Here is a 22,987-nt window from a genome sequence, read left to right as displayed (position 1 = left end):
GACACGCATTTACATTCGCCGGCGGGCGGCATATTTCGCCCATGATCGACGCGCATGAACTTCAGGTTTCAGCAGGCCCTTTAACAGTGAACGCAACGCTGCATACGCCGCTTCTCGACAAGGTCCGCATTCCGGCCGACCTGCGCACGCTTGACGAAGGCCAGCTGCCGCAGCTGGCTTCGGAACTGCGCGCCGAACTGATCGATGCCGTTTCGCACACTGGCGGCCATCTTGGCGCCGGCCTTGGCGTGGTCGAGCTGACGGTGGCGCTGCACTATGTCTTCAACACGCCGGACGACCGGCTGATCTGGGATGTCGGCCATCAGGCCTATCCGCACAAGATCCTGACCGGCCGCCGCGACCGCATCCGCACATTGCGCCAGGAGGGCGGCCTTTCCGGCTTCACCCGCCGCGCCGAGAGCGAATACGACCCGTTCGGCGCCGCGCACTCCTCGACCTCTATTTCCGCCGGCCTAGGCATGGCGATGGCGCGCGACCTGTCGGGTGGCCGCAACAACGTCATCGCCGTCATTGGCGACGGCGCCATGTCGGCCGGCATGGCCTATGAGGCCATGAACAATGCCGGCGCGCTCGACGCCCGCCTGATCGTCATCCTCAACGACAACGACATGTCGATCGCCCCGCCGACCGGTGCGATGAGCGCCTATCTGGCGCGTCTTGCCTCCGGCAAGGCCTATCTCGGCCTGCGCGATTTCGGCAAGAAGCTGACCTCCTATCTCGGCAAGCGCGCCGATCGCGCCATCACGCGGGCGGTCGAGCACGCGCGCGGCTACGTTACCGGGGGCACGCTGTTCGAGGAGCTTGGCTTCTACCACATCGGCCCGATCGACGGGCACAATCTCGAGCACCTGATCCCGGTGCTGAAGAACGTCCGCGACAATGGCGACGGCCCGGTGCTGATCCATGTCGTGACCCAGAAGGGCAAGGGCTATGGCCCGGCCGAGGCCGCCGCCGACAAATATCATGGCGTCAACAAGTTCGACGTCATCACCGGCGCGCAAGCCAAGGCGCCTGCCAACGCGCCGAGCTACACCAAGGTCTTCGCCGAAAGCCTTGTCCAGGAAGGCCGCGAGGACGACCGTATCGTCGCAGTCACCGCCGCCATGCCTAATGGCACGGGCCTCGATCTGTTCGGCGAGGCGTTTCCGACCAGGATCTTCGACGTCGGCATCGCCGAGCAGCACGCCGTGACTTTTGCCGCCGGCCTCGCCACCGAAGGCTATAAGCCCTTCGCCGCCATCTACTCGACCTTCCTGCAGCGCGCCTACGACCAGGTCGTCCACGACGTGGCGATCCAGAAGCTGCCGGTGCGCTTTCCCATCGACCGCGCCGGTTTTGTCGGCGCCGATGGCGCCACCCATTGCGGCGCCTTCGACACCACCTTCCTGGCGACGCTGCCGGGTTTCGTCGTCATGGCGGCGGCCGACGAAGCGGAGTTGCGCCACATGGTGCGCACCGCCGCGCACTATGATGACGGCCCCATCGCCTTCCGCTATCCGCGCGGCAATGGCGTCGGCGTCGACATGCCGGACCGCGGCTCCGTGCTCGAAATCGGCAAGGGCCGCATCGTCAGGGAAGGCACCAAAGTGGCGCTGCTGTCCTTCGGCACGCGCCTGCAAGACTGTCTGCTGGCGGCCGAGGAGCTAGGTGCCGCCGGTCTTTCCACCACCGTCGCCGACGCCCGCTTCGCCAAGCCGCTCGACGAGGATCTGATCCGCCGGCTCGCTCGTTCGCATGAGGTTCTGGTGACGGTGGAAGAGGGCGCTGTCGGAGGCTTCGCCAGCCACGTGCTGCAGTTCCTCGCCCATGAAGGCTTGCTCGAAAGCGGGCTCAAGGTGCGTCCGCTGGTGCTGCCGGACGATTTCACCGACCACGCCAAGCCCGAGAAGATGTACGCCGACGCCGGGCTGGACTCGACCGGCATCGTGCGCACCGTCTTTGCCGCGCTCGGCCATACCGCGCACGCACAACGCGCCTGAATTAAAATCTCAAGCCTCTGAATCAGTTTGCCGGCTTGCGGTTGTAACGCCCTGTTTACGCTGCCATTTGGCGTTTTGCTTACCGTGTCTTTTGGCCGTTTCTCAACGCCGCCCTGCTAGAAGGTAGTCCGGCAGGGGGACGACAAGGAATGAAAACGCTTTTGTACGGCATGGCCCTTTCGGCCGTCATCGCAGCACCTGCGATGGCCGAAACGCGCTACGATCGCAATCTCGAAAAGGCGGCGATGGACATCGTCGCCGGCAAGATGGGCGGCATCCGCGGCGGCTTCTCCTACAAGCAGCGGCCGCAATTCGTCATCGGGCCGGACGCTGTCGCGACGCCGGCGGTTACTGCCGAACGTCCGGGCAGGCAGGCTTCCGGCGACCGCAATGACGGTCTGGCGCCGGCGGTCGAGCGGCCGGTTTCGCGAACCATCTTCTGAAGCAATTCCAGGAAAAGTGCGTAGCGGTTTTCCGTCCGGAATTGCGTAAAACAAAGAGACCACCTCTTTCCAACATCCTTGCGTTCATCACCGGCTTTCGCCATGAAGGCCGATGAACTCCCCTCTGCCAGCCAGCACGCGCCAGCGACTCGACGAACTGCTCGTCGAACGCGGCTTGTTCGCTAGCCGCTCTCGTGCCCGCGACGCGATTGAGCGCGGCACGGTGACGGTCGATGGCACCATTGCCCGCAAGCCTGGCCAGACCGTCCTGCCGCAATACCTGATCGCGATCGACGACCCGGCGCAGGGGTATGTGTCTCGCGCGGCGCTGAAGCTGATTGCCGGGATCGACCATTTCGGTTTCGATCCCGCCGGCTGCGAAGCGCTCGACATCGGCGCCTCGACCGGCGGCTTCACGCAGGTGCTGCTCGAACGCGGTGCGGCGCATGTCACGGCGATCGATGTCGGCCATGGCCAGATGCATGCCGACATCGCAGGCGATCCACGCGTGACGGTCATCGAGGGCCTCAATGCCCGCGACCTCACCGTCGGCGATCTCGGCGGCCGCATTCCGGATTTCATCGTCTGCGATGTCAGCTTCATTTCGCTGAAGCTGGCGCTGCCGCCAGCCCTCGCATTGGCCGGCAGCGGCGCTCGCGCGGTGCTTCTGGTCAAGCCGCAATTCGAGGCCGGCCGCGCGGCGATCGGCAAGGGCGGCCTGCTTAAGGATCCCTATGACGCCGGCCGCGTTGCCGGCGTGCTGCAGGACTGGTTCGACAGCATGCCCGGTTGGCGCTCGCTGGGGCTGCATCTGTCGCCGATCGAGGGCGGCGACGGCAATCGCGAATTCCTGCTTGGTGGGATCAAAGATCGATGAGCGCGCGCTTCACCATCGCCAGGCTGGGCTCGCAAGGCGATGGCGTCGCCGAGACCGAAACCGGCGAGGTTTTCATTCCCTTCACGCTGCCCGGCGAAACCGTCAACGCTGCGCGCGAAAAGGATCGCGCCACGCTGATGTCTGTGCTGGAGGCTTCACCGCTCAGGATCGATCCGGCCTGCCGGCATTTCACCGAATGCGGCGGCTGCGCCGTCCAGCATCTGGAAGCCGAAGCCTACCGCCAGTGGAAGCGCGACAAGGTCGTGCATGCGCTGAAGAGCAAGGGCATCGTTGGCGATATCGGCGCCTTGGTGCCGTGCGCGCCGGCGACGCGCCGCCGCGTCGTCTTCTCCGCCCGGCGCACCGGCGCCGGCGTGCGGCTGGGTTTCGTGCGCGCGCTGTCGTCGGAAATCATTGCCATAGAGGAGTGTCCGATCTCGCTGCCCGTGATCGTCGCTGCGCTCGATCGTCTTAAGAGACTTGCCGAACTGGTCTGCGCCACCACCAGATCGTTCCACATGACGGTGACGGTCACCGGGTCCGGCCTCGACGTCGCGGTCCACGAATCCGGCAAGCTCGGCGAGAATCAGCGCCGCATCGCCTCGAACTTCGTCATCGCCGAGGGGCTGGCCAGGCTTTCGGTCGACGGCGAGATCATCGTCGAGCCGAAAAAGCCGGTGGTGCAGTTTGGAACCGTGGCAGTCGCGGTGCCGCCGGGCGCCTTCCTGCAGGCCACCGAGGCGGCTGAGCAGGCCATGGCCGATATCGTCGGCCAGCATCTGTCGCGCGCCAAGAAGGTCGCCGACCTTTTCGCCGGTTGTGGCAGCTTCGCGCTACGCCTGGCCGCGAAGTCGGAGGTCCACGCGGCAGAAGGCGACGCGCCGGCACTTGCGGCGCTCGACCGCGCCTTCCGTTTCGCCAATGGCCTGAAGCGGGTGACCAGCGAACGCCGCGATCTGTTCCGGCGTCCGCTCACCTTCAAGGAACTCAATGCCTTCGACGGTCTTGTCTTCGACCCGCCGCGTGCCGGCGCCGAGGATCAGTCGAAGCAGATCGCCCGCTCCGACGTGCCGTTCGTCGCCGCGGTATCTTGCAATCCGGTGACGCTGGCGCGGGATTTGCGCATCCTGCTTGACGGTGGCTACGCGCTGAAAAGCGTAACCCCGATCGACCAGTTCCTATGGTCGCCGCATGTCGAGGCGGTGGCGCTGTTGGAGAAGCCGAAGAAAAGGCGGTAGTTCGCGCGTCAGACCCGCGTGCCGCCGACCGTCATCTGGTTCATCCTGAGATGCGGCTGGCCGACGCCGACGGGCACGCCCTGTCCGGCCTTGCCGCACATGCCGATGCCGTTGTCGAGCTTCATGTCGTTGCCGATCATCGACACCCGGTGCATGGCATCCGGCCCATTGCCGATCAGCATCGCGCCCTTGACCGGCTGCGTCACCTTGCCGTTCTCGATCATGTAGGCCTCAGTGCAGCCGAACACGAACTTGCCCGAGGTGATGTCGACCTGGCCGCCGCCGAAGGAGACGGCATAGATGCCGTTCTTGACCGAGGCGATGATCTCGTCCGGCTCCATGTCGCCCGAGGTCATGTAGGTGTTGGTCATGCGCGGCATCGGCTGGTGCGCGTAGCCTTCGCGCCTTCCGTTGCCGGTCGCCTTCATGCCCATCAGCCGGGCGTTCTGGCGGTCCTGCATGTAGCCGACGAGCTTGCCGTCCTCGATCAGCACATTGCGGGCCGATGGCGTGCCTTCGTCGTCGACGGTCAGCGAACCGCGCCGTTCGGCAATAGTCCCGTCATCGACGACGGTGACGCCTTTGGCCGCCACCTGCTGGCCGAGCAGGCCGGCGAAGGCCGACGTCTTCTTGCGGTTGAAATCGCCCTCCAGCCCGTGGCCGACGGCCTCGTGCAGCATGACGCCCGGCCAGCCGCTGGAGAGCACGATGTCGAATGTGCCGGCAGGCGCCGGGATTGCCTCAAGATTGACCAGCGCCTGGCGCAGCGCCTCCTTGGCGGCATGCTTCCAGCTCTCCTCGACCAGGAACTCGCCGAACGCCTTGCGCCCGCCCATGCCGTAGGAGCCGCTCTCCTGGCGGTCGCCGCTGCCGACGACGACGGATACGTTGATCCTGACCAGCGGACGGACATCGCGCACCATCTGGCCGTCCGCGCGCAAGATCTCGACATGTTGCCAGGAAGCGGCGAGCGAGGCTGTTACCTGGCGCACGCGCAGATCCTCGGCGCGCAGCCAAGCATCGATTTCCTGCAGCAGCTTGGCCTTGGTCTCGAAAGAAGGCGAGGGGATCGGGTTCTCCTCGCCATAGAGATGGCGGTTGGTGCGCGCCGGTGCGGCGGCAAGCGTGCCGGAATAGCCGCCCTTGACCGTCGAAACGGCGTCGGCAGCCCGCAGCAGCGAGGCTTCGGAAAGGTCGCTCGAATGCGCATAGCCACTGGCCTCGCCGGCAACCGCGCGCAGACCGAAACCCTGGTCGGTGTTGAAATTGGCGGTCTTCAGTCGACCATTGTCGAGCATCAGCGCTTCGCTCTCGCTGTATTCGAGGAACAACTCGCCGTCGTCGGCACCGTTGATGGTCTCTGCGACAATCTGTTTGATGCGATCGTCGGAAATATCGAATTGGCCGATCAGGCTGTTCATGGCAGGTCCGTCCGCGGGAGGATTGGGCGTTTTCCCCGATGTAGGCGCGAAGGCGCGCCGAGACAATCGGCAATGGCGCCAATCACAATGACGTCAGACGGGTGGCGCCAACGCAATGGCGATATTTGTCGCGGATCAGGGCAGCGCGGCGAAGCCTTCGGCAAAGCCCTTGAGGTCGACCGGAATGCCGATGCCTTCCTCAGGCGTCTGGAAGACAATGAAGGTGGCCGAGGTGCCGGTCTTCAGCGTATCAAGCAGCGGCTTTTCGAGAATGACCTCGGCATAGCAACCGTCTTGGAAGCAGCGCACGAAATAGGCCCGGCCGATATCCTTGCCGTCGACATTGAGGCCGAGACCGTTGGGCAGCAGCACGCCGAGCGGCGCCAATACGCGCAGGATCTCGGCCTTGTTGTCGGCGGTGCGCAGCACGACCACCGACAGCCCCATCTCTGGACGGTCTTCGGCGACGACGTTCTGCATCATCACGCATTGTTCTGAAGTCGCGCCGGCAGGTGTGTCGCAGATGATAGACCACGCGCCATGCGTCGAGCGCACCGTGCCGCTAGGCTGGGCGGCGTTGGCTGGGCCGATGCCCGACAGGCCGGTACCAAACAGGGCGGCAAGAAAAATGGCCTTAGCCAAAGTTCTCGAACACCCAAGTTTTGAAAGCCAAGAGATCATGACGGCTCCATTGCGAATCACGGCACTTTAAGCCGCGCCAAGGCCAAGTAAAGGACGAGACCGCCGCCCGTCCGCCCGGACACCGGCAATAATGCGCTTTTCCAAGCCAAATTCGCCCGAATTGCGACCGCCCGGCGCATGGTGCCAAGCATTCCGGAAAGTAGCGGTTGGCGTCTGCGCGTCAACGATTGACGAGAGGCGTCTTGCGGCCAAAAGCGACGGCCGAGGCTTGCGCGCAAAAATGCCGCACGGTTTCGGCGGCTCCTTTCTTGCGGAGGGAAATAGAGTATGGTTTGAACCACCCTTGGGACTGTCCGGGATTCCCATCCCGGCGTGGTTCGTTATTCTTGCGGTCCGATCGCGAGGAACTGGGAGATGATGAGGGCGATGAGAAAATTCCTAGCTGGCGCCAAGTCTCTAGCAAGCGCCAAGTCTCTGGCAAGTGCGGCAGCCGCTGCCATGGTCATGGCCGGTGCGAGCACCGCCCACGCGGCCCAGCCCCAGCCGTGGGAGATCGGTTTCCAGCCGCCCGCAACCGACATGATGCGGCAGATCGAGTGGTTCGGGAACTACACGATGTGGTTCATCGTTCCGATCACCATCCTGGTGCTCGTTCTGCTCGCCTACTGCATCTGGAAATTCCGTGCGAGCGTGAACCCAACCCCTTCGCAGACCAGCCACAACACGCTGATCGAAGTGATCTGGACGGTCGGGCCGGTCGTTATCCTGCTCTTCATCGCCATCCCTTCGTTCCAGCTGCTGACTGCGCAATACACGCCGCCTGAAGAAGCCAAGCTGACCATCAAGGCGACGGGAAACCAGTGGAACTGGGACTATGAGTACCAGGTCGACAAGACGCTCTCCTTCAACTCGGCCATCCTTCAGGACGGCGATCGCAAGGCCGCCGGCAAGGAAGATCGCAAGGTCTATCCGCGCCTGCTCGCCGTCGACAACGAGATGGTGGTGCCGGTCAACACCATGACCCGCGTGCTGGTCACCGCGACCGACGTCATCCATTCCTTTGCCATGCCCGCCTTCGGCATCAAGATGGACGCTGTTCCCGGACGCACCAACGAGACCTGGTTCAAGGCGGAAAAGGAAGGCCTCTACTATGGCCAGTGCTCGCAGCTCTGCGGCAAGGACCACGCCTTCATGCCGATCGCGATCCGCGTCGTCTCCGATGCGCAGTACAACACCTGGCTGGCGGCAGCCAAGACCGACCTTCCCGGTGCCAACAAGGCGCTGATGGCCGAGGTCGACGGCACAAACAAGGTTGCGGCCGCCGGCAACTGATGCCGCGACCGAAATAAGATCAGGGAACGGAGCCGAACATGGCAGACGCTGCAGCTCACGACGATCACGATCACAAGCCGTATCACGGCTGGGTCCGGTGGGTGTATTCGACCAACCACAAGGATATCGGTACGCTCTATCTGATCTTCGCGATCTTCGCCGGCATCGTCGGCGGCGCCCTGTCGGTCGTCATCCGCATGGAGCTGCAGGAGCCGGGCATCCAGATCTTCACCGGTCTGGCACAGATGGTCTACGGCATGAACGGCGATGCCGCGATCGACGGCGGCAAGAGTATGTACAACGCCTTCGGCACCGCGCACGCGCTGATCATGATCTTCTTCATGGTCATGCCGGCGCTCATCGGCGGCTTTGCCAACTGGATGGTGCCGATCATGATCGGCGCCCCGGACATGGCCTTCCCGCGCATGAACAACATTTCGTTCTGGCTGCTGCCGCCGGCCTTCATCCTGCTCATCGCTTCGGCCTTCATGCCGAGCGCGCCGGGCGCCTACGGCGTTGGTGGTGGCTGGACGCTCTATCCGCCGCTGTCGACCTCGGGTCAGCCCGGGCCGGCCATGGATCTGGCGATCCTGTCGATCCACATCGCCGGCGCCTCGTCGATCCTCGGCGCCATCAACTTCATCACCACCATCTTCAACATGCGCGCGCCGGGCATGACGCTGCACAAGATGCCGCTGTTTGCCTGGTCGGTGCTGATCACCGCCTTCCTGCTGCTGCTGTCGCTGCCGGTTCTGGCCGGCGGCATCACCATGCTGCTCACCGACCGCAATTTCGGCACCACCTTCTTTGTGCCGGACGGCGGCGGCGACCCGATCCTGTTCCAGCACCTGTTCTGGTTCTTCGGTCACCCGGAAGTCTACATCCTGATCCTGCCGGGCTTCGGCATCATCAGCCACATCGTCTCGACCTTCTCGAAGAAGCCCGTCTTCGGCTATCTCGGCATGGCTTACGCCATGGTCGCAATCGGTGCGGTGGGCTTCATCGTCTGGGCGCACCACATGTACACGACCGGCCTGTCGCTCGACACGCAGCGTTACTTCGTCTTCGCCACGATGGTCATCGCGGTGCCGACGGGCGTGAAGATCTTCTCCTGGATCGCGACGATGTGGGGCGGCTCGATTTCGTTCAAGACGCCGATGCTGTGGGCGCTGGGTTTCATCTTTCTGTTCACCATCGGTGGCGTCACCGGCGTCCAGCTGGCCAATGCCGGCCTCGACCGCTCGCTGCATGACACCTATTTCGTCATCGCCCACTTCCACTATGTGCTGTCGCTTGGCGCGGTCTTCGCCATCTTCGCCGGCTGGTACTACTGGTTCCCGAAGATGACCGGCTACATGTACTCGCCCGTCATCGCCAACACCCATTTCTGGGTGACCTTCGTCGGCGTCAACCTGATCTTCTTCCCGCAGCACTTCCTCGGCCTCGCCGGCATGCCGCGCCGCACCATCGACTATCCGGACGCGTTTGCCGGCTGGAACTGGGTGTCGTCCATGGGATCCTATATCTCGGCCGTCGGCGTGATGATCTTCCTCTATGGCGTGTTCGAAGCCTTCCAGAAGAAGCGGATCGCCGGCGCCAACCCATGGGGAGAGGGCGCAACGACGCTGGAATGGCAACTGCCTTCGCCGCCGCCGTTCCACCAGTGGGAACAGCTGCCGAAGATCAAGTAGGCGGCTGCTCGCGAATACGAAACCGCCGGCACGCCGGCGGTTTTGGCCAACGGAATGATGGACTTAAGTACGCATGGCCCTTGTCGACAAACCATTGATTGACGAAGCGGGCTTTCGCATGTCGGAAGCCACCGCGGGCGATTTCTTCGCCCTGCTGAAGCCGCGCGTCATGTCGCTGGTGGTGTTCACTGCCTTTGTCGGGCTGGTCGCGGCGCCCGTGACAATCAACCCGCTGCTGGCGGTGATCGCGATCCTGTCCATCGCCATCGGTGCCGGCGCCTCCGGCGCGCTCAATATGTGGTACGACGCCGACATCGATGCAATCATGACCAGGACCGCAAGCCGCCCCGTCCCTACCGGCCGCATCCAGCCCGGCGAGGCGCTGACCTTCGGCCTGGTGCTTTCCGTGCTGTCGGTGATGACGCTCGGCGTCCTGGTCAACTGGCTGTCGGCGAGCCTGCTGGCCTTCACCATCTTCTTCTACGCCGTCATCTACACGATGTGGCTGAAGCGCTGGACGCCGCAGAACATCGTCATTGGCGGTGCCGCCGGCGCCATTCCGCCCGTCATCGGCTGGGCCGCGGTGACCGGAACGATCAGCCTCGAAAGCCTTGTCCTGTTCCTGATCATCTTCCTGTGGACGCCGCCGCATTTCTGGGCGCTGGCGCTGTTCAAGTCCGAGGACTATGCCAGGGCCGGCATCCCGATGATGCCGAACGTCGCCGGCCAGGCTTCGACCCGGCGCCAGATCTTCGCCTACGCTCTGATTCTTGCGCCCATTGGCGTGCTGCCATGGGTTCTCGGCTTCACCACGCCGGCCTACGGTATCGCCGCGCTGCTGCTCGGCGCAGGCTTCGTCTGGTATGCGTGGAAGGTGCTGCGCATGAGCGACGGCGACCGCGAGATGAAGCCGGCCAAGGCATTGTTCGGCTACTCGCTGCTCTACCTCTTCGCCATCTTCGCCATTTACCTTGCCGACAGCGTCGTCAGTCGCGCGCTTGCCATCGGCGGAGCATGATCATGGTCGACAAGAAGCTCGAACTCATCACGTTGACGGAACGCCAGAGGAAAGCCCAGCGCAACCGCTCCGCTGCCATTGGGCTGGCGCTGGCGGTTCTTGTCGTCATCTTCTACGTCGCCACCATCGTGAAATTCGGTCATACCGGCGGCGCGTCGATGTGAGGCCGAAGATGACCCGCCAGACAGTCCCCGCAAAGAAAAACACCAACCGCGTTGTGGCGGGAGTCTGCATTGCCTTTTTCGCCGGCATGATCGGCATGGCCTACGCCGCCGTGCCGCTCTACGCGATGTTCTGCCAGGCGACCGGTTATGGCGGTACGACCAAACGCGCCACCCAGCAATACGCGAACCGCGTACTCGACCGCGATGTCGCCATCCGCTTCGACGCCAACATCGCCGGCGTTCCGTGGCAGTTCCAGCCGGTCACCCGTTCGATCACCATCAAGATCGGCGAGACGGTCCAGGCGCACTACACCGCGACCAACAAGTTCGACCGCCCCGTCACCGGCCGCGCGACCTTCAACGTGCAGCCGGAACTGGCGGGCCCCTACTTCAACAAGGTGGAGTGCTTCTGCTTCACCGACACGACGCTGAAGCCCGGCGAAACGCTGGACATGCCGGTCGTGTTCTACGTGGATCCCGACATCGTCAACGTGCCGGAACTGAAGGACTTGAAGACCATCACTCTGTCCTACACCATGTTCCCGGTCGAAAAGAACAAGCCGGTCGCGTCCTCAGCGCCGGCCGCAAGCAGCAACAAAGTTTCAGATACCGAAGCAAATCTCGGGGGTTGATATGGCCGACGCGCACGCAAAACCACAGCATGACTACCATCTCGTCGACCCGAGCCCGTGGCCCTTCCTGGGCTCCATCGGCGCGCTGGTGACCGCTATCGGCGGCGTCGCTTATATGCAGTATCTCAAGGCCGGCGATTTCCCGATCTTCGGCTACAACATCGCCAATCCGTGGCTGTTTTTCATCGGCCTCTTGATCGTTATCTACACGATGTTCGCCTGGTGGTCGGACACCATCAAGGAAGCGCATGAGGGCCATCACACCCGCGTTGTGTCGCTGCATCTGCGCTACGGCATGATCATGTTCATCGCTTCGGAAGTGATGTTCTTCGTCGCCTGGTTCTGGGCTTTCTTCGACGCCAGCCTGTTTCCCGGCGAGGTCCAGAATTACGCCCGCACCACCTTCACCGGCGGCGTCTGGCCGCCGAAGGGCCTCGAGGTCCTCGATCCCTTCCACCTGCCGCTCTACAACACCATCATTCTGCTGCTGTCGGGCACGACGGTCACCTGGGCGCACCATTCGCTGCTTCATGGCGACCGCAAGGGCCTGATCAACGGCCTGGTGCTGACCGTCGGCCTCGGCATCCTGTTCACCATGGTGCAGGCCTACGAATACATGCACGCGCCGTTCGCCTTCAAGGATTCCATCTATGGCGCCACCTTCTTCATGGCGACCGGCTTCCATGGTTTTCACGTCATCATCGGCACCATCTTCCTGGCTGTCTGCCTGCTGCGGGCCATGAAGGGCGATTTCACCCCCAAGCAGCATTTCGGCTTCGAGGCGGCGGCCTGGTACTGGCACTTCGTCGACGTGGTCTGGCTGTTCCTGTTCAGCGCGATCTATGTCTGGGCCTCGAACGGCGCGCTGATCGAAGGCCACTGACAGCTTTCGCTCGGAAATCGACAGGGCGGCCGCGGCGACGTGGCCGCCTTCTTCATTTCGGCATAATCATCGCCGATCGATGGTATGCGTTCGAGACACCTTTTTGTCATTTGTGCCGGCTTTGTCGCGGCAGCCCCAGCCTTCGCAATTGAACGCGTCGACCTGGTGCGCGTCGACAAGTCGGAGCGGCGGCTGGAACTCGTCGGCGACGGCAAAATATTGCGCACCTACGGCATCGCGCTGGGTGGCGACCCCGTCGGGCACAAGCACAGTGAAGGTGACCAGCGCACACCCGAGGGGCGCTATGTGCTGGATTGGCGCCCCGACAGCATCGCGCACAAGTCGATCCACATCTCCTATCCGAATGCCGAGGAGATGGCGGCTGCCAAGGCGGCCGGCGTCGAACCCGGCGGCATGATCATGATCCATGGCCAGCCCAACGGCTATGGCTGGTGGGGCTGGCTGCTTCAATTGGTCGACTGGACCGACGGCTGCATTGCCGTTACGGACTCCAATATGGATGAAATCTGGACCATGGTGGCCGATGGAACGCCAATCGAGATCGAGCCGTAGAGCATGAGCGACGACAAGGCGATCTGGCCACCCATCGAGCCGATCTCGGCCGGCCTGCACGGCCGCTGTCCGCGCTGCGGCGAGGGCCGGCTGTTTTCCGGGTTCCTGACCGTCGGCAAGCGCTGCATGAATTGCGGCCTGGATTATTCCTACGCCGATGCCGGCGATGGACCGGCGGTGTTCGTCATCCTGATCATCGGCTTCATTGTCGTCGGGCTGGCGCTCTGGGTGGAAGTGACGCTGAGCCCGCCGCTGTGGCTGCATCTGCTGGTCTGGATACCGCTGGCGCTGGTGCTGTGCCTGACGGCGCTCAGGCTGATCAAAGGCGTGCTGTTGACGCTGCAATACGCCAACAAGGCGGCCGAGGGCCGGCTGGACCGCGGCGAATGAGCCAAGCATCGGCCAAGAGTTCCGGCCGTTCGCGGCCGAAGACGGCATTGCTGCTCGGCCTCGGCCTGGTCGTGTTCGTCATCCTTCTGGCGCTCGGCACCTGGCAGATCCAGCGCCTGCACTGGAAGGAAGGTCTTCTCCAGACCATCGACCAGCGCACGCATTCGGCGCCGCGGCCGCTGGCCGAGGTCGAAACCCAGTTCGCTTCCTCTGGTGATGTCGACTACACGCCGGTGACGGTGTCGGGCACTTTCCTGCACCAGGGCGAGCGGCACTTCTATTCGACCTGGGACGGTGCTGCCGGTTTCGACGTCATCACGCCTTTGCAACTGGATGACGGCCGTTTCGTGCTGATCAACCGCGGCTTTGTTCCCTATGACCTCAAGGACGCCGCCAAGCGCCCTCTAGGGCAGGTGGCAGGCAAGGTGACGGTGACCGGGCTCGCCCGCAACCCGCTGCTGGCGAAGCCGTCGATGATGCTTCCAGACAACGATATCCAGAAGAACATCTTTTACTGGAAGGATCGCGATGCGATGTCGGCGAGCGCCGGCCTGCCGGCCGCAGCCCGGCTGGTGCCGTTCTTCATCGATGCCGACAAGACACCAAACCCCGGCGGCCTGCCGGTCGGCGGCGTCACCATCATCGACCTGCCCAACAGCCATCTGCAATACGCTTTCACCTGGTACGGCCTTGCCGCTGCCCTTGCCGGCGTCCTCATCTTCAGGCTTCGCCGTCCGGCGAAAGCGGAATGATCGTTGCCGCCGCCCTTGACAGGGCAGGGGTGCGCACCTCATTTCGGCTCTGAACAACCGGCCCGGATTCATGCTTCACACCACGACCAAGCCCCCATTGACGATCAGGCTCTGCCAGCCGCGCGGCTTTTGCGCCGGCGTCGACCGCGCCATCCAGATCGTCGTGCTGGCGCTGAAGAAATACGGCGCGCCGGTCTATGTCCGCCACGAGATCGTCCACAACCGCTACGTCGTCGAAGGCCTGCAGAGCCTGGGTGCCGTCTTCATCGAGGAACTGTCGGAGATCCCGGCCGAGCATCGCCAGAGCCCGGTCGTGTTTTCGGCGCATGGCGTGCCGAAATCGGTGCCGGCCGATGCGCAGGCCCGCAACCTGTTCTATCTCGACGCCACCTGTCCGCTGGTCTCCAAGGTCCACAAGCAGGCGATGCGCCACCAGCGGCTTGGCCGCCATGTGCTTTTGATCGGCCATGCCGGGCACCCTGAAGTGATCGGCACCATGGGTCAGCTGCCGGACGGCGCCGTCACGCTGATCGAGACCGAGGCGGACGCCGCGAAGCTTGCGCCTGCCGATCCCGAGGCACTCGGCTTCGTCACCCAGACGACGCTGTCGGTCGAGGACACCGCCGGCATCATCCGGGCATTGCAGGATCGCTTTCCCGCGCTGCATGCGCCGGCAGCGGAATCGATCTGCTATGCCACCACCAACCGCCAGGAGGCGGTCAAGGAAACCGCGGCGGGTGCCGATCTCTATCTGATCGTCGGCGCGCCCAACTCGTCCAATTCGCGGCGTCTTGTCGAAGTCGCGGAACGCGCCGGCGCCACGATGTCGCTTCTCGTGCAGCGCGCTTCTGAAATTCCGTGGAATGACATCGCCGGCATCTCGACGCTCGGCCTGTCGGCCGGCGCGTCGGCGCCGGAAATCATCGTCGACGAAATCATCGATGCCTTCCGCCAGCGCTTCGATGTGACGATCGATCTGGCGATCACGGCAACGGAAACGGAGGACTTTCCTGTCATGCGGGTTTTGCGCGATGTCGAACTGACGAAGGCCGACATGGCTTTCGTCAACGGAGCCGCGTGAACAGCCAATGGCGGTCTACACCGATGTCAGCGAGGGCGAGCTCGGCACGTTCCTGCAGGCCTATCCGGTCGGCGAACTCCTGTCCTACAAGGGCATTGCCGAAGGCACCGAGAATTCGAATTTTTTGCTGCACACGACGAGCGGTTCCTACATCCTGACGCTTTACGAGAAGCGCGTCGACAAGGCCGACCTGCCGTTCTTTCTGGGCTTGATGGGCCATCTCGCCAGGAAGGGCATTTCCTGCCCGCTTCCGGTGACCGCGCATGACGGCACCGTCATCGGTGCGCTGGCCGGCCGCCCGGCGGTCATCATCACCTTCCTCGAGGGCTTGTCGCTGCGCCGGCCGACGGCGGCGCATTGCGGCGAGGTTGGCAAGGCGCTGGCCGAACTGCATCTTGCCGGCCAGGATTTTTCGATGAGCCGGCCGAACGCGCTTGCCATAGATGGCTGGCGCAAGCTGTGGAACGCCTCCCATGCCCGCGCCGAGGAAGTCGAGCCGGGGCTGGCGGCGGAGGTCGATGCCGATTTCGCCGATTTCGAGCGCAGCTGGCCGAAGGACCTGCCGCAAGGCATAATCCATGCCGACCTTTTTCCCGACAATGTCTTCTTCCTCGGCGAGAAACTGTCCGGGCTGATCGACTTCTATTTCGCCTGCGACGATCTCTATGCCTACGACGTCGCCACATGTCTCAATGCCTGGTGCTTCGAGAAGGATTTTTCGTTCAACCTGACCAAGGGCACCGCGCTGCTGGCGGGTTACCAGAGCGTTCGGCCCCTGAGCCCCGAGGAGAAAGCCGCGCTGCCGATCCTGGCGCGCGGATCGGCGCTGCGCTTCATGCTGACGAGGCTCTATGACTGGCTGACTATTCCCAACGGCGGGCTGGTCATGAAGCGCGACCCGACCGAATATATCCGCCGCATGCGTTTCCACCGGGCGATCCGATCCCCTTCCGAATACGGGCTGACATGACTGACATCACCAAGCGGGTTGAAATCTTCACCGATGGCGCCTGTTCGGGCAATCCGGGACCCGGCGGCTGGGGAGCGATCCTGCGCTTCAACGGCAAGACCAAGGAACTGTCGGGCGGCGAGGCCGAGACGACCAACAACCGCATGGAACTGCTCGCTGCCATCTCGGCGCTCAATGCGCTGAAGGAGCCGTGCGCGGTCGGCCTTCACACCGACAGCAAATATGTCATGGACGGCATTTCCAAGTGGATCCATGGCTGGAAGAGGAACGGCTGGAAGACCGCCGACAAGAAGCCGGTCAAGAACGGTGAGCTCTGGCAGGCGCTGGACGAAGCCAACAGGCGCCATCAGGTGACCTGGAACTGGGTCAAGGGCCATGCCGGCCATGCCGAGAACGAGCGCGCCGACGAACTGGCGCGCGAAGGCATGGCGCCGTTCAAGAAGGGCCTGTCAAGGCCTACAGTGACGCCGCAGCCAGCTGCACAGGCAAAGCCACCGGCGGTCGCAAAGGCGCGGCGTTCGAACCAGAGTTATTGAATTCGGGCGCCTCCGCTGACTGGCAGAAAGACCTCCATCGTGCCTGTCGCATACTATATCACGCATCCCCAGGTTCAGATCGATGCCGGCATTCCGGTGCCGCAGTGGGGGCTATCCGACATCGGGCGAGCGAGAGCCTCCGCAATGCTCGACCAGCCATGGGTCGGGTCGATCCGGCGTATCGTGTCGTCAGGGGAACGCAAGGCTATGGAAACCGCCGAGATCCTCGCAGGGCATCTGCGCCTTGCGGTCGAGGTCAGGGAACGTATGCATGAGAACGACCGGTCGGCAACGGGCTTTCTGCCGCCGCCGGAGTTCGAAGCCGTTGCGGACCAGTTCTTCGCCAATCCACACAGCAGCATTCGCGGATGGGAGCGGGCCATCGACGCCCAGCATCGTGTTGTGAGCGAGGTCGAAGCCGTGCTTGGCGCCAACGGCGCCGACGATATTGCCTTCGTGGGCCATGGCGGCGTGGGAACGCTGCTGCTGCTTTCTCTCAGCGGCCGGGAGATCAGCCGCGAAGCGGATCAGCCGGCGGGCGGCGGAAACTACTTCGCTTATGATATCGGAGCCCGCCGCGTTCTTCACGGTTGGCGACCGATCGATGGCGCGGTGCAACGCGTTGACGACCAATTCAGCTGAATTCAGCGGATCAGCAGCGCCGTGCCGTAGAGCCCAAGCGCGAACACGGTGTGCGACACCAGGTTGAGCGCCCGGATCTGCATCGGATTGGGGCGCTTTGAGGCTGCCCAACCGGCACCCATGCCGGGTGAGAGCAGGAACCAGCCGGCGCCGACGGTCACCATACCGAGGGTGAATGCCGGCAGGAAGGTCGGCGCGGCAAGCCACGCCGTTCCCGCAAGAAGGACGAGGATGATTCCATAGGCGATGCCGACGGCATAGTGGAAAGCCCAGCCCAGCGCCACTTCCTGTGCGTAGGTCGAGGCCTCCGCGATGTCGTCGTGAAACACCTTGTTCCTCAAGTGCCAGACCCAGCGGCCGACCGGCCCCCAGTTCGGCCGCGGCTGGCCAAAGGCCACATGAAGGAAGAAGGCCCAGATATCCATCAGCACCGTCGCGCCAATGCCGATCGCCATGCTGCGCCAGACAATATCGAACATCGCCGAGGTCCCCCCAAAAGTGAAAATCCAGAAGCACCTACACGCGCGCGACCGTCACGCCAAGGCGAACCTGACGACCTTCATGACTGCCCTGGAGGCTCAGAGCTGTCCCAGGATATGCGCCGCACCCGACTCGTCGACACCTGGCTTGGTCTCGACATTGAACGCGGTGACCTTGCCGTCGTCGACGATCATCGAAAAGCGCCTCGAGCGCAGCCCCATACCGTCGCTGGCGTAGTCGAGGCCGACCGACTTGGCAAAATCGCCATTGCCGTCGGCGAGATAGAGGATCTTGCCCTCGCCGCCGGTGAAGCGCGCCCACGCGCCCATGACATGCACATCGTTGACCGAAACGACTGCGATGGTGTCGACCCCACGCGCGAGGATAGAGTCATGGTTCTCCAGATAGCCGGGCAGGTGGTTGTTGCTGCAGGTCGGCGTGAAAGCGCCGGGAACGCCAAACAGCACGACCTTCTTTCCGGCGAAGATCTCGGCCGCCGTGATCGGCTTGGCGCCGTCGTTGGTCATCGTCTTGAAGGTCGCGTCGGGCAGCTTGTCGCCAACGGAGATGGTCATGGATGCCTCGTTCAATGTGTGGGGAAGGGACCTGTCCTTGCGATAGCGAAGTCGGGCGTCGCCCGCAACCGCCATGGCGCCTGGCGCAATGGATGTTACAGTCTGCGCATCTGCGGCTCTGCCATCACGGGAAAGGCAGCATGCCTTCGACCGCGCCTTCGGCACTTGTCAGCGTGTAGTAGAGGCCGCCATCGGTCGGTGTCGTCGACGGCCGGTCGAGGATTGGCACTGTGAACAACAGCTTGCCATCTTTCTCGCTGCGAACCGGGGCACCGAACATGTAGTCTCTTTCACCGGCGACGAAGAAGTCGGCGGCTTCCGGGTCGCCTGGAAAGCTCGCCTCGACGATCAGTGTCTCGTGGTCGCCGGGCAGCACGTTGATGCCGAAATCGGGCCGTGGAGCAGCCGGCAGGGTGGCAAGCGCCGCCTTCACCTGTGCAGCGTCCTTGGCATTGTCCGGATCGGCCCCGGGATCGACGCTGAGCCTTGTCTGCACCGGAATGCAGATCGTCTCGCAAATGCCGAGGAAAATGTTGGCGTCGATGACCGCCGGCTGATCCGGCGCCGACAGCGTGAAGGTAATCGGCAGCGAAACGGGATGGTCGTAGCCGGCCCACTTGCCGTAACCGTCGTCGTGACGTTGCGGCGGCGGAAACGAAAACCGCGCGTCGGAGATGTTGGTGCTGGCCGAGATGTCGATCTGCGGTGGCACGCCGGCGTCGCCAGGGTCGCGCCAATAGGTTTTCCAGCCGGGCTTGAGCGCAATGTCGAGCACGCCCTGGATACGTCCGGCTTCGTCGGGCTTGCCGCTGGTCACAAGCCGTACCTTGCCGCCCTCGCTGTTGTACCAGACCGAGGAGGAGGCCAAGGCCGGAAGGCCCGTTCCCAAGACGACAGCAGTGCTGGCGAGCAGGATTTTCAAGCTTTGCATGGCCGTGATTTGATCGTCCGTTCGTGGCAGCGCAATGATCTCATGACCCATTCGGTATCATATTTGCGTGACATCACAGCTAGGGTTGTTGGAGTTGGACTTTCAGCCCGACGATGCGCGATCCGCGAGTTCATCTGCTCCGGGCACGGTCGGCCGACCTCAAATCGCGCGAGGCGCATCTTTTCGGCGCCCCGGAAACGCGTTACCCTCACGTCATGGACTTGTTGCGCCACAAGAAGACGGCTGCTGGACGCGGCTTTCTCGACGACCAGTTCCTGATTGCCATGCCCGGCATGAAGGACGACCGTTTCACGCGCTCCGTCATCTACGTTTGCGCCCACAGCGACGAGGGCGCGATGGGCCTCATCATCAACCAGACGCAGCAGATGCTGTTTCCGGACCTTCTGGTGCAGCTCGGCATCATGAACGAGCAGGAGGCGATACGCCTGCCGGCGCAGGCGCGCGACTTCGTCGTGCGCAATGGCGGGCCGGTCGACCGCAGCCGCGGCTTTGTCCTGCATTCCGGCGACTACCGGGTTGAATCGTCGCTCAGCGTCTCCGACGACATCTGCCTGACCGCGACCGTCGATATACTGCGCGCCATTTCGTCGGGCCGCGGGCCTCGCCGCGCGCTCATGGCGCTCGGCTATTCGGGCTGGGGTGCAGGCCAGTTGGAAAGCGAGATCGCCGAGAACGGATGGCTGACCTGCCCGGCCAGCCCCGAGCTTCTGTTCGACGCCGACATCGAGCGCAAATACGACCGCATCCTCGCCTCGATCGGCATCGATCTGGCGCATCTCAGCCTGGCCGCCGGTCACGCCTGAACATCACGCCTGAGTAAGCGGATACTGTTCCTTCAGCGTCTTCAGCACTTGGTCGCCTGGCATCGGCGCGCCGAACATGAAGCTCTGCACATATTCGCAGCCCATCTGGCGCAGCTCCAGCGCATCGCTCTCGTCGGAGATGCCTTCGGCGACCACCGACAGACCAAGTTCGTGCGCCATGTGGACCATGGATTTCAGCAGCACCGCGCGCTTCGGCGTCTTATCGTCAACGAAGCTCTTGTCGATCTTGATGGTGTCGAAGGGGAAGCGCGTCAGGTAGGACAGTGACGAATATCCGGTGCCGAAATCGTCCAGCGACAGGCCGATGCCGAGCTGCTTCAGCTTGTTCAGCACATGCGATGTCTGCTCGGGATTGTCCATCACCAGCGATTCGGTAAGTTCCAGCCGGAAGCAGCGCGGCTTCAGATTGGCGCGCGCGATGACGGAGCGGACGTCGCTGACCAGATCGCGGCGGATGAGCTGGCGGCTGGAGAGGTTGACCGAAACCGACAGCGGCGCATCGCCGATCTGCTTTTGCCAGGTCGCCAGGTCCTCGGCCGCCTGCTGCATGGCGAACAGGCCAAGCTGCACGATCAGGCCGCAGTTTTCGGCGACGGGGATGAAATCCCCCGGCGGGATCATGCCGCGGCGGGGATGGTCCCACCTGAGCAGCGCCTCGAAGCCGGCGACGCTGCCGTCCTCCAGGCGCACGATCGGCTGGTAGGCGAGCGTGAATTCGCGCCGTTCGATGGCGCGGCGCAGGTCGGATTCGAACTGCAGCCTGTCGGTGCCGACAGTGCGGAAGGCGGGCCGGAACGGCTCGATCCTGTCGCCGCCGAAGCGCTTGGCCTGGTGCATGGCAAGCTCGGCGTCCTTGACCATGTCCTCGGCCGAGGTCTGCGCCGTGGTCCAGGTGATCAGCCCGATCGATGCGGTGAGCACGATCTCGCGCTTGGCGAAGGTGATCGGGTTGTTGATCGCATGCTTGATGGCGTCCGCCACTGCGGCGATTCGGGCCGGGTCCTGTTCCGACAGAAGCATCAGCGCGAACTGGTCGCCGGCAAAGCGCGACAGCGAATCCTTGGGCTTCAGCAGCCGGTGCAGCCGGCGCGCGATGGTCAGCAGGATCGTGTCGCCGGCCGAAATGCCCAGACCGTCATTGACCTGCTTGAAGCGGTCGATGTCGATGACGAAGACCGTCGGGCGCACCTTCTCCTCGGTGCGGGCGATCGAGATGATCGCCTCCAGCCGGTTCATGAACAATTCGCGGTTCGGCAGGCCTGTCAGATTGTCGTGCACGGCATCGTGCAGCAGCCTTTCCTCGGACTTCTTCTGCTCGGTCACGTCGACCATGGTGCCGACGCAGCGGATCACTTCGCCATCCGAGCCGATCACCGGCCGGGCGCGCAGCGAGAACCAGTGATAGTGGCCGTCGGCGCCGCGCAGGCGGAAATTCTGCGAGACCCGGCCGCGCCGGTGCTCCAGCACCACGTCGAGCGTGGTGCGGAATGTGTCGCGGTCGTCGGCGTGCAGGACTGGCAGCCAGTTGCGGGCGGCGCCGCCGAGGCTGTTGGGCGCCAGGCCAAGCTGCACGCTGACATCGGGTTTTGTCACCACGCGGTCGCGCAGCACGTCCCAGTCCCAGACGATGTCGCCTGATCCGGCGACGGCCAGCGCCTGCCGCTCGAGGTCGGAGAACAGGCCCTGATGCAGCGCGCCGCCGGCAAAGGCATGCTGCATGACGGTGAAGCCGATCAGCAGGATGATCAGGATAAGCCCGCCGCCGAGTGCCGGCTGGGCGATGTCGTTGTCGAGCATGCCGGTGATCGCCATCCACGACCCGCATAGCCATAACAGCACCATCACCCAACTGGGCACCAGCATGATGGCGCGGTCGTAGCCGCGTATGCCGAGGAAGATGATCAGGCCGAGCCCGGTCACCGCGGTGGCGGCGAAGGACAGCCTGGCGATGCCAGCCGCGACCGCCGGATCGATGATGGCGACGCCCGCGATCAGCACCAGCCCGAGGATCCAGACCAGCGCGCCGTAGCTGAAATGGCCGTGCCATCGGTTGAGGTTGAGATAGGCGAACAGGAACACCACGAAGGTCGCCGCAAGCGCCACCTCCGTTCCGGCCCGCCACATCTGCTCATTACCCGGCGATATCTCGATGACCTTGTTGAGGAAGCCGAAATCGACGCAGATATAGGCAAGCACCGCCCAGGCCAGCGCTGCGGTCGCCGGGAACATCGAGGTTCCCTTGACGACGAAAAGGATGGTCAGGAACAGCGCCAGCAGGCCGGCGATGCCGATGACGATGCCGCGAAACAGCGTGTAGGAATTGACCGAGTCCTTGTAGGATTCCGGATCCCACAGATAGACCTGCGGCAGTTTCGGCGAGGCGAGCTCGGCGATGAAGGTGATCACCGTGCCGGGGTTCAGCGTCACCCGGAACACGTCGGCGTCGGGGCTGGTCTGGCGGTCAAGCGCGAAGCCTTCGCTGGGCGTGATGGCGGCGATGCGGGTCGAGCCGAGATCGGGCCAGAAGATGCCCGAATTCACCAGCCGGAAATGCGGCGCCACGATCAGCCGGTCGAGCTGCTGGTCGGTGGTGTTGGCCAGCGCGAACACCGCCCAGTCGCCGGTCGAGCGCGCGTCATTGGCCTCGACCTCGATGCGCCTGACGATGCCGTCGGGTCCTGGCGCGGTCGAGACCTGGAAATTTTCGCCCTGGTTCCGGTAGATTTCGACGGCGCCGGACAGGTCGAGCGCCACGTCGTCGCGGGCGATCTTGATCGGCTCGACGGCGAAGGCCGAAGACGCCGTGCAAAGCGTCACGATCGTCGCCAAGAGGAGCGCGAACAACGAGCCGATTCGCAGGAAATTCGTCAA

Annotated in this window: 24 protein-coding genes; 18 read left to right on the top strand and 6 right to left on the bottom strand. The window is 63.7% G+C overall.

Features of this window, described 5'->3' with window-relative positions; all coding sequences use genetic code 11:
* Positions 1 to 41 precede the first annotated feature (41 nt).
* From dxs to AC04SI_RS11440, 4 genes are all read left to right on the top strand, one after another.
* Positions 42 to 2,000, top strand: coding sequence for a 1-deoxy-D-xylulose-5-phosphate synthase (gene dxs / locus AC04SI_RS11455; RefSeq protein ID WP_404277207.1), 1,959 nt, complete (start codon positions 42 to 44; stop codon positions 1,998 to 2,000).
* Positions 2,001 to 2,149: 149 nt separating this feature from the next.
* Entirely contained in the window at positions 2,150 to 2,443 is a 294-nt protein-coding gene (locus AC04SI_RS11450; protein WP_404277208.1) for a hypothetical protein, read from the top strand.
* 112 nt (positions 2,444 to 2,555) lie between these two features.
* The gene (locus AC04SI_RS11445) at positions 2,556 to 3,320 is read left to right on the top strand and encodes a TlyA family RNA methyltransferase (RefSeq protein WP_404277209.1); all 765 of its coding nucleotides are present in this window, start codon (positions 2,556 to 2,558) and stop codon (positions 3,318 to 3,320) included.
* The gene (locus tag AC04SI_RS11440) at positions 3,317 to 4,558 is read left to right on the top strand and encodes a class I SAM-dependent RNA methyltransferase (RefSeq protein ID WP_404277210.1); all 1,242 of its coding nucleotides are present in this window, start codon (positions 3,317 to 3,319) and stop codon (positions 4,556 to 4,558) included. Before AC04SI_RS11445 ends, AC04SI_RS11440 begins: the two co-directional genes overlap by 4 nt.
* 8 nt (positions 4,559 to 4,566) lie before the next feature.
* Here AC04SI_RS11440 and tldD read toward each other — a convergent pair whose 3' ends face one another.
* Both tldD and AC04SI_RS11430 read right to left on the bottom strand, forming a co-directional pair.
* A complete protein-coding gene (gene tldD, locus AC04SI_RS11435; protein ID WP_404277211.1) occupies positions 4,567 to 5,979 on the bottom strand; it encodes a metalloprotease TldD in 1,413 nt (470 codons plus the stop codon).
* A 135-nt stretch (positions 5,980 to 6,114) separates the two neighbouring features.
* Positions 6,115 to 6,660, bottom strand: coding sequence for an invasion associated locus B family protein (locus tag AC04SI_RS11430; protein WP_404277212.1), 546 nt, complete (start codon positions 6,658 to 6,660; stop codon positions 6,115 to 6,117).
* 387 nt (positions 6,661 to 7,047) lie between these two features.
* Here AC04SI_RS11430 and coxB point away from each other — a divergent pair, with 387 nt between their 5' ends.
* The 13 genes from coxB (at position 7,048) to AC04SI_RS11365 (ending at position 17,285) form a co-directional block, all read left to right on the top strand.
* On the top strand, positions 7,048 to 7,953 hold the full coding sequence (gene coxB / locus AC04SI_RS11425; protein WP_404277213.1) for a cytochrome c oxidase subunit II: 906 nt from the start codon (positions 7,048 to 7,050) through the stop codon (positions 7,951 to 7,953).
* Between the two features lie 38 nt (positions 7,954 to 7,991).
* A complete protein-coding gene (ctaD, locus tag AC04SI_RS11420; protein WP_404277214.1) occupies positions 7,992 to 9,644 on the top strand; it encodes a cytochrome c oxidase subunit I in 1,653 nt (550 codons plus the stop codon).
* A 73-nt stretch (positions 9,645 to 9,717) separates the two neighbouring features.
* Positions 9,718 to 10,662, top strand: coding sequence for a heme o synthase (locus AC04SI_RS11415; protein ID WP_404277215.1), 945 nt, complete (start codon positions 9,718 to 9,720; stop codon positions 10,660 to 10,662).
* Between the two features lie 2 nt (positions 10,663 to 10,664).
* Positions 10,665 to 10,826 (top strand): hypothetical protein, encoded by a 162-nt coding sequence (locus AC04SI_RS11410; protein WP_404277478.1) that lies wholly within the window; start codon positions 10,665 to 10,667, stop codon positions 10,824 to 10,826.
* Between the two features lie 8 nt (positions 10,827 to 10,834).
* Entirely contained in the window at positions 10,835 to 11,458 is a 624-nt protein-coding gene (locus tag AC04SI_RS11405; RefSeq protein ID WP_404277216.1) for a cytochrome c oxidase assembly protein, read from the top strand.
* 1 nt (position 11,459) lies between these two features.
* A complete protein-coding gene (locus AC04SI_RS11400) occupies positions 11,460 to 12,341 on the top strand; it encodes a cytochrome c oxidase subunit 3 (RefSeq protein WP_404277217.1) in 882 nt (293 codons plus the stop codon).
* 84 nt (positions 12,342 to 12,425) lie between these two features.
* Positions 12,426 to 12,914, top strand: coding sequence for a L,D-transpeptidase family protein (locus AC04SI_RS11395; RefSeq protein WP_488474226.1), 489 nt, complete (start codon positions 12,426 to 12,428; stop codon positions 12,912 to 12,914).
* Positions 12,915 to 12,917: 3 nt separating this feature from the next.
* Positions 12,918 to 13,304 carry a DUF983 domain-containing protein gene (locus AC04SI_RS11390; RefSeq protein WP_404277219.1) on the top strand — a complete coding sequence of 129 codons (387 nt, stop codon included), beginning with the start codon at positions 12,918 to 12,920 and terminating at the stop codon, positions 13,302 to 13,304.
* Positions 13,301 to 14,056 carry an SURF1 family protein gene (locus AC04SI_RS11385; protein WP_404277220.1) on the top strand — a complete coding sequence of 252 codons (756 nt, stop codon included), beginning with the start codon at positions 13,301 to 13,303 and terminating at the stop codon, positions 14,054 to 14,056. The genes AC04SI_RS11390 and AC04SI_RS11385 overlap by 4 nt, the downstream gene beginning before the upstream one ends.
* Positions 14,057 to 14,126: 70 nt before the next feature.
* Positions 14,127 to 15,137, top strand: a complete 1,011-nt coding sequence (ispH, locus tag AC04SI_RS11380) for a 4-hydroxy-3-methylbut-2-enyl diphosphate reductase (protein WP_006206336.1) — start codon at positions 14,127 to 14,129, stop codon at positions 15,135 to 15,137.
* A gap of 7 nt (positions 15,138 to 15,144) precedes the next feature.
* The gene (locus AC04SI_RS11375) at positions 15,145 to 16,107 is read left to right on the top strand and encodes a homoserine kinase (RefSeq protein WP_404277221.1); all 963 of its coding nucleotides are present in this window, start codon (positions 15,145 to 15,147) and stop codon (positions 16,105 to 16,107) included.
* 5 nt (positions 16,108 to 16,112) lie between these two features.
* Complete coding sequence (rnhA, locus tag AC04SI_RS11370) at positions 16,113 to 16,643, top strand: ribonuclease HI (RefSeq protein WP_488474247.1); 531 nt, start codon at positions 16,113 to 16,115, stop codon at positions 16,641 to 16,643.
* 39 nt (positions 16,644 to 16,682) lie between these two features.
* Positions 16,683 to 17,285 (top strand): histidine phosphatase family protein, encoded by a 603-nt coding sequence (locus AC04SI_RS11365; RefSeq protein ID WP_404277222.1) that lies wholly within the window; start codon positions 16,683 to 16,685, stop codon positions 17,283 to 17,285.
* A gap of 2 nt (positions 17,286 to 17,287) precedes the next feature.
* On the opposite strand, the gene AC04SI_RS11360 is transcribed toward AC04SI_RS11365, so the two are convergent.
* The 3 genes from AC04SI_RS11360 to AC04SI_RS11350 all read right to left on the bottom strand — a co-directional run bounded on the left by AC04SI_RS11360 (position 17,288) and on the right by AC04SI_RS11350 (position 19,271).
* Positions 17,288 to 17,764 carry a DUF2938 domain-containing protein gene (locus AC04SI_RS11360; protein WP_404277223.1) on the bottom strand — a complete coding sequence of 159 codons (477 nt, stop codon included), beginning with the start codon at positions 17,762 to 17,764 and terminating at the stop codon, positions 17,288 to 17,290.
* 99 nt (positions 17,765 to 17,863) lie between these two features.
* Positions 17,864 to 18,340 (bottom strand): redoxin family protein, encoded by a 477-nt coding sequence (locus AC04SI_RS11355; RefSeq protein ID WP_488474225.1) that lies wholly within the window; start codon positions 18,338 to 18,340, stop codon positions 17,864 to 17,866.
* Positions 18,341 to 18,464: 124 nt separating this feature from the next.
* Positions 18,465 to 19,271 (bottom strand): protein-disulfide reductase DsbD domain-containing protein, encoded by an 807-nt coding sequence (locus tag AC04SI_RS11350; protein WP_404277225.1) that lies wholly within the window; start codon positions 19,269 to 19,271, stop codon positions 18,465 to 18,467.
* Between the two features lie 215 nt (positions 19,272 to 19,486).
* Between AC04SI_RS11350 and AC04SI_RS11345 the strand changes: the two genes are divergently transcribed.
* Entirely contained in the window at positions 19,487 to 20,095 is a 609-nt protein-coding gene (locus AC04SI_RS11345) for a YqgE/AlgH family protein (protein WP_040584182.1), read from the top strand.
* A gap of 3 nt (positions 20,096 to 20,098) precedes the next feature.
* On the opposite strand, the gene AC04SI_RS11340 is transcribed toward AC04SI_RS11345, so the two are convergent.
* Positions 20,099 to 22,987 (bottom strand): EAL domain-containing protein, encoded by a 2,889-nt coding sequence (locus AC04SI_RS11340; RefSeq protein ID WP_404277226.1) that lies wholly within the window; start codon positions 22,985 to 22,987, stop codon positions 20,099 to 20,101.

Source organism: Mesorhizobium sp. CNPSo 4689 (assembly GCF_057784325.1).
Note: the sequence above shows the minus strand (reverse complement) of the source record. Positions and strands in the feature narration are given on the sequence as shown.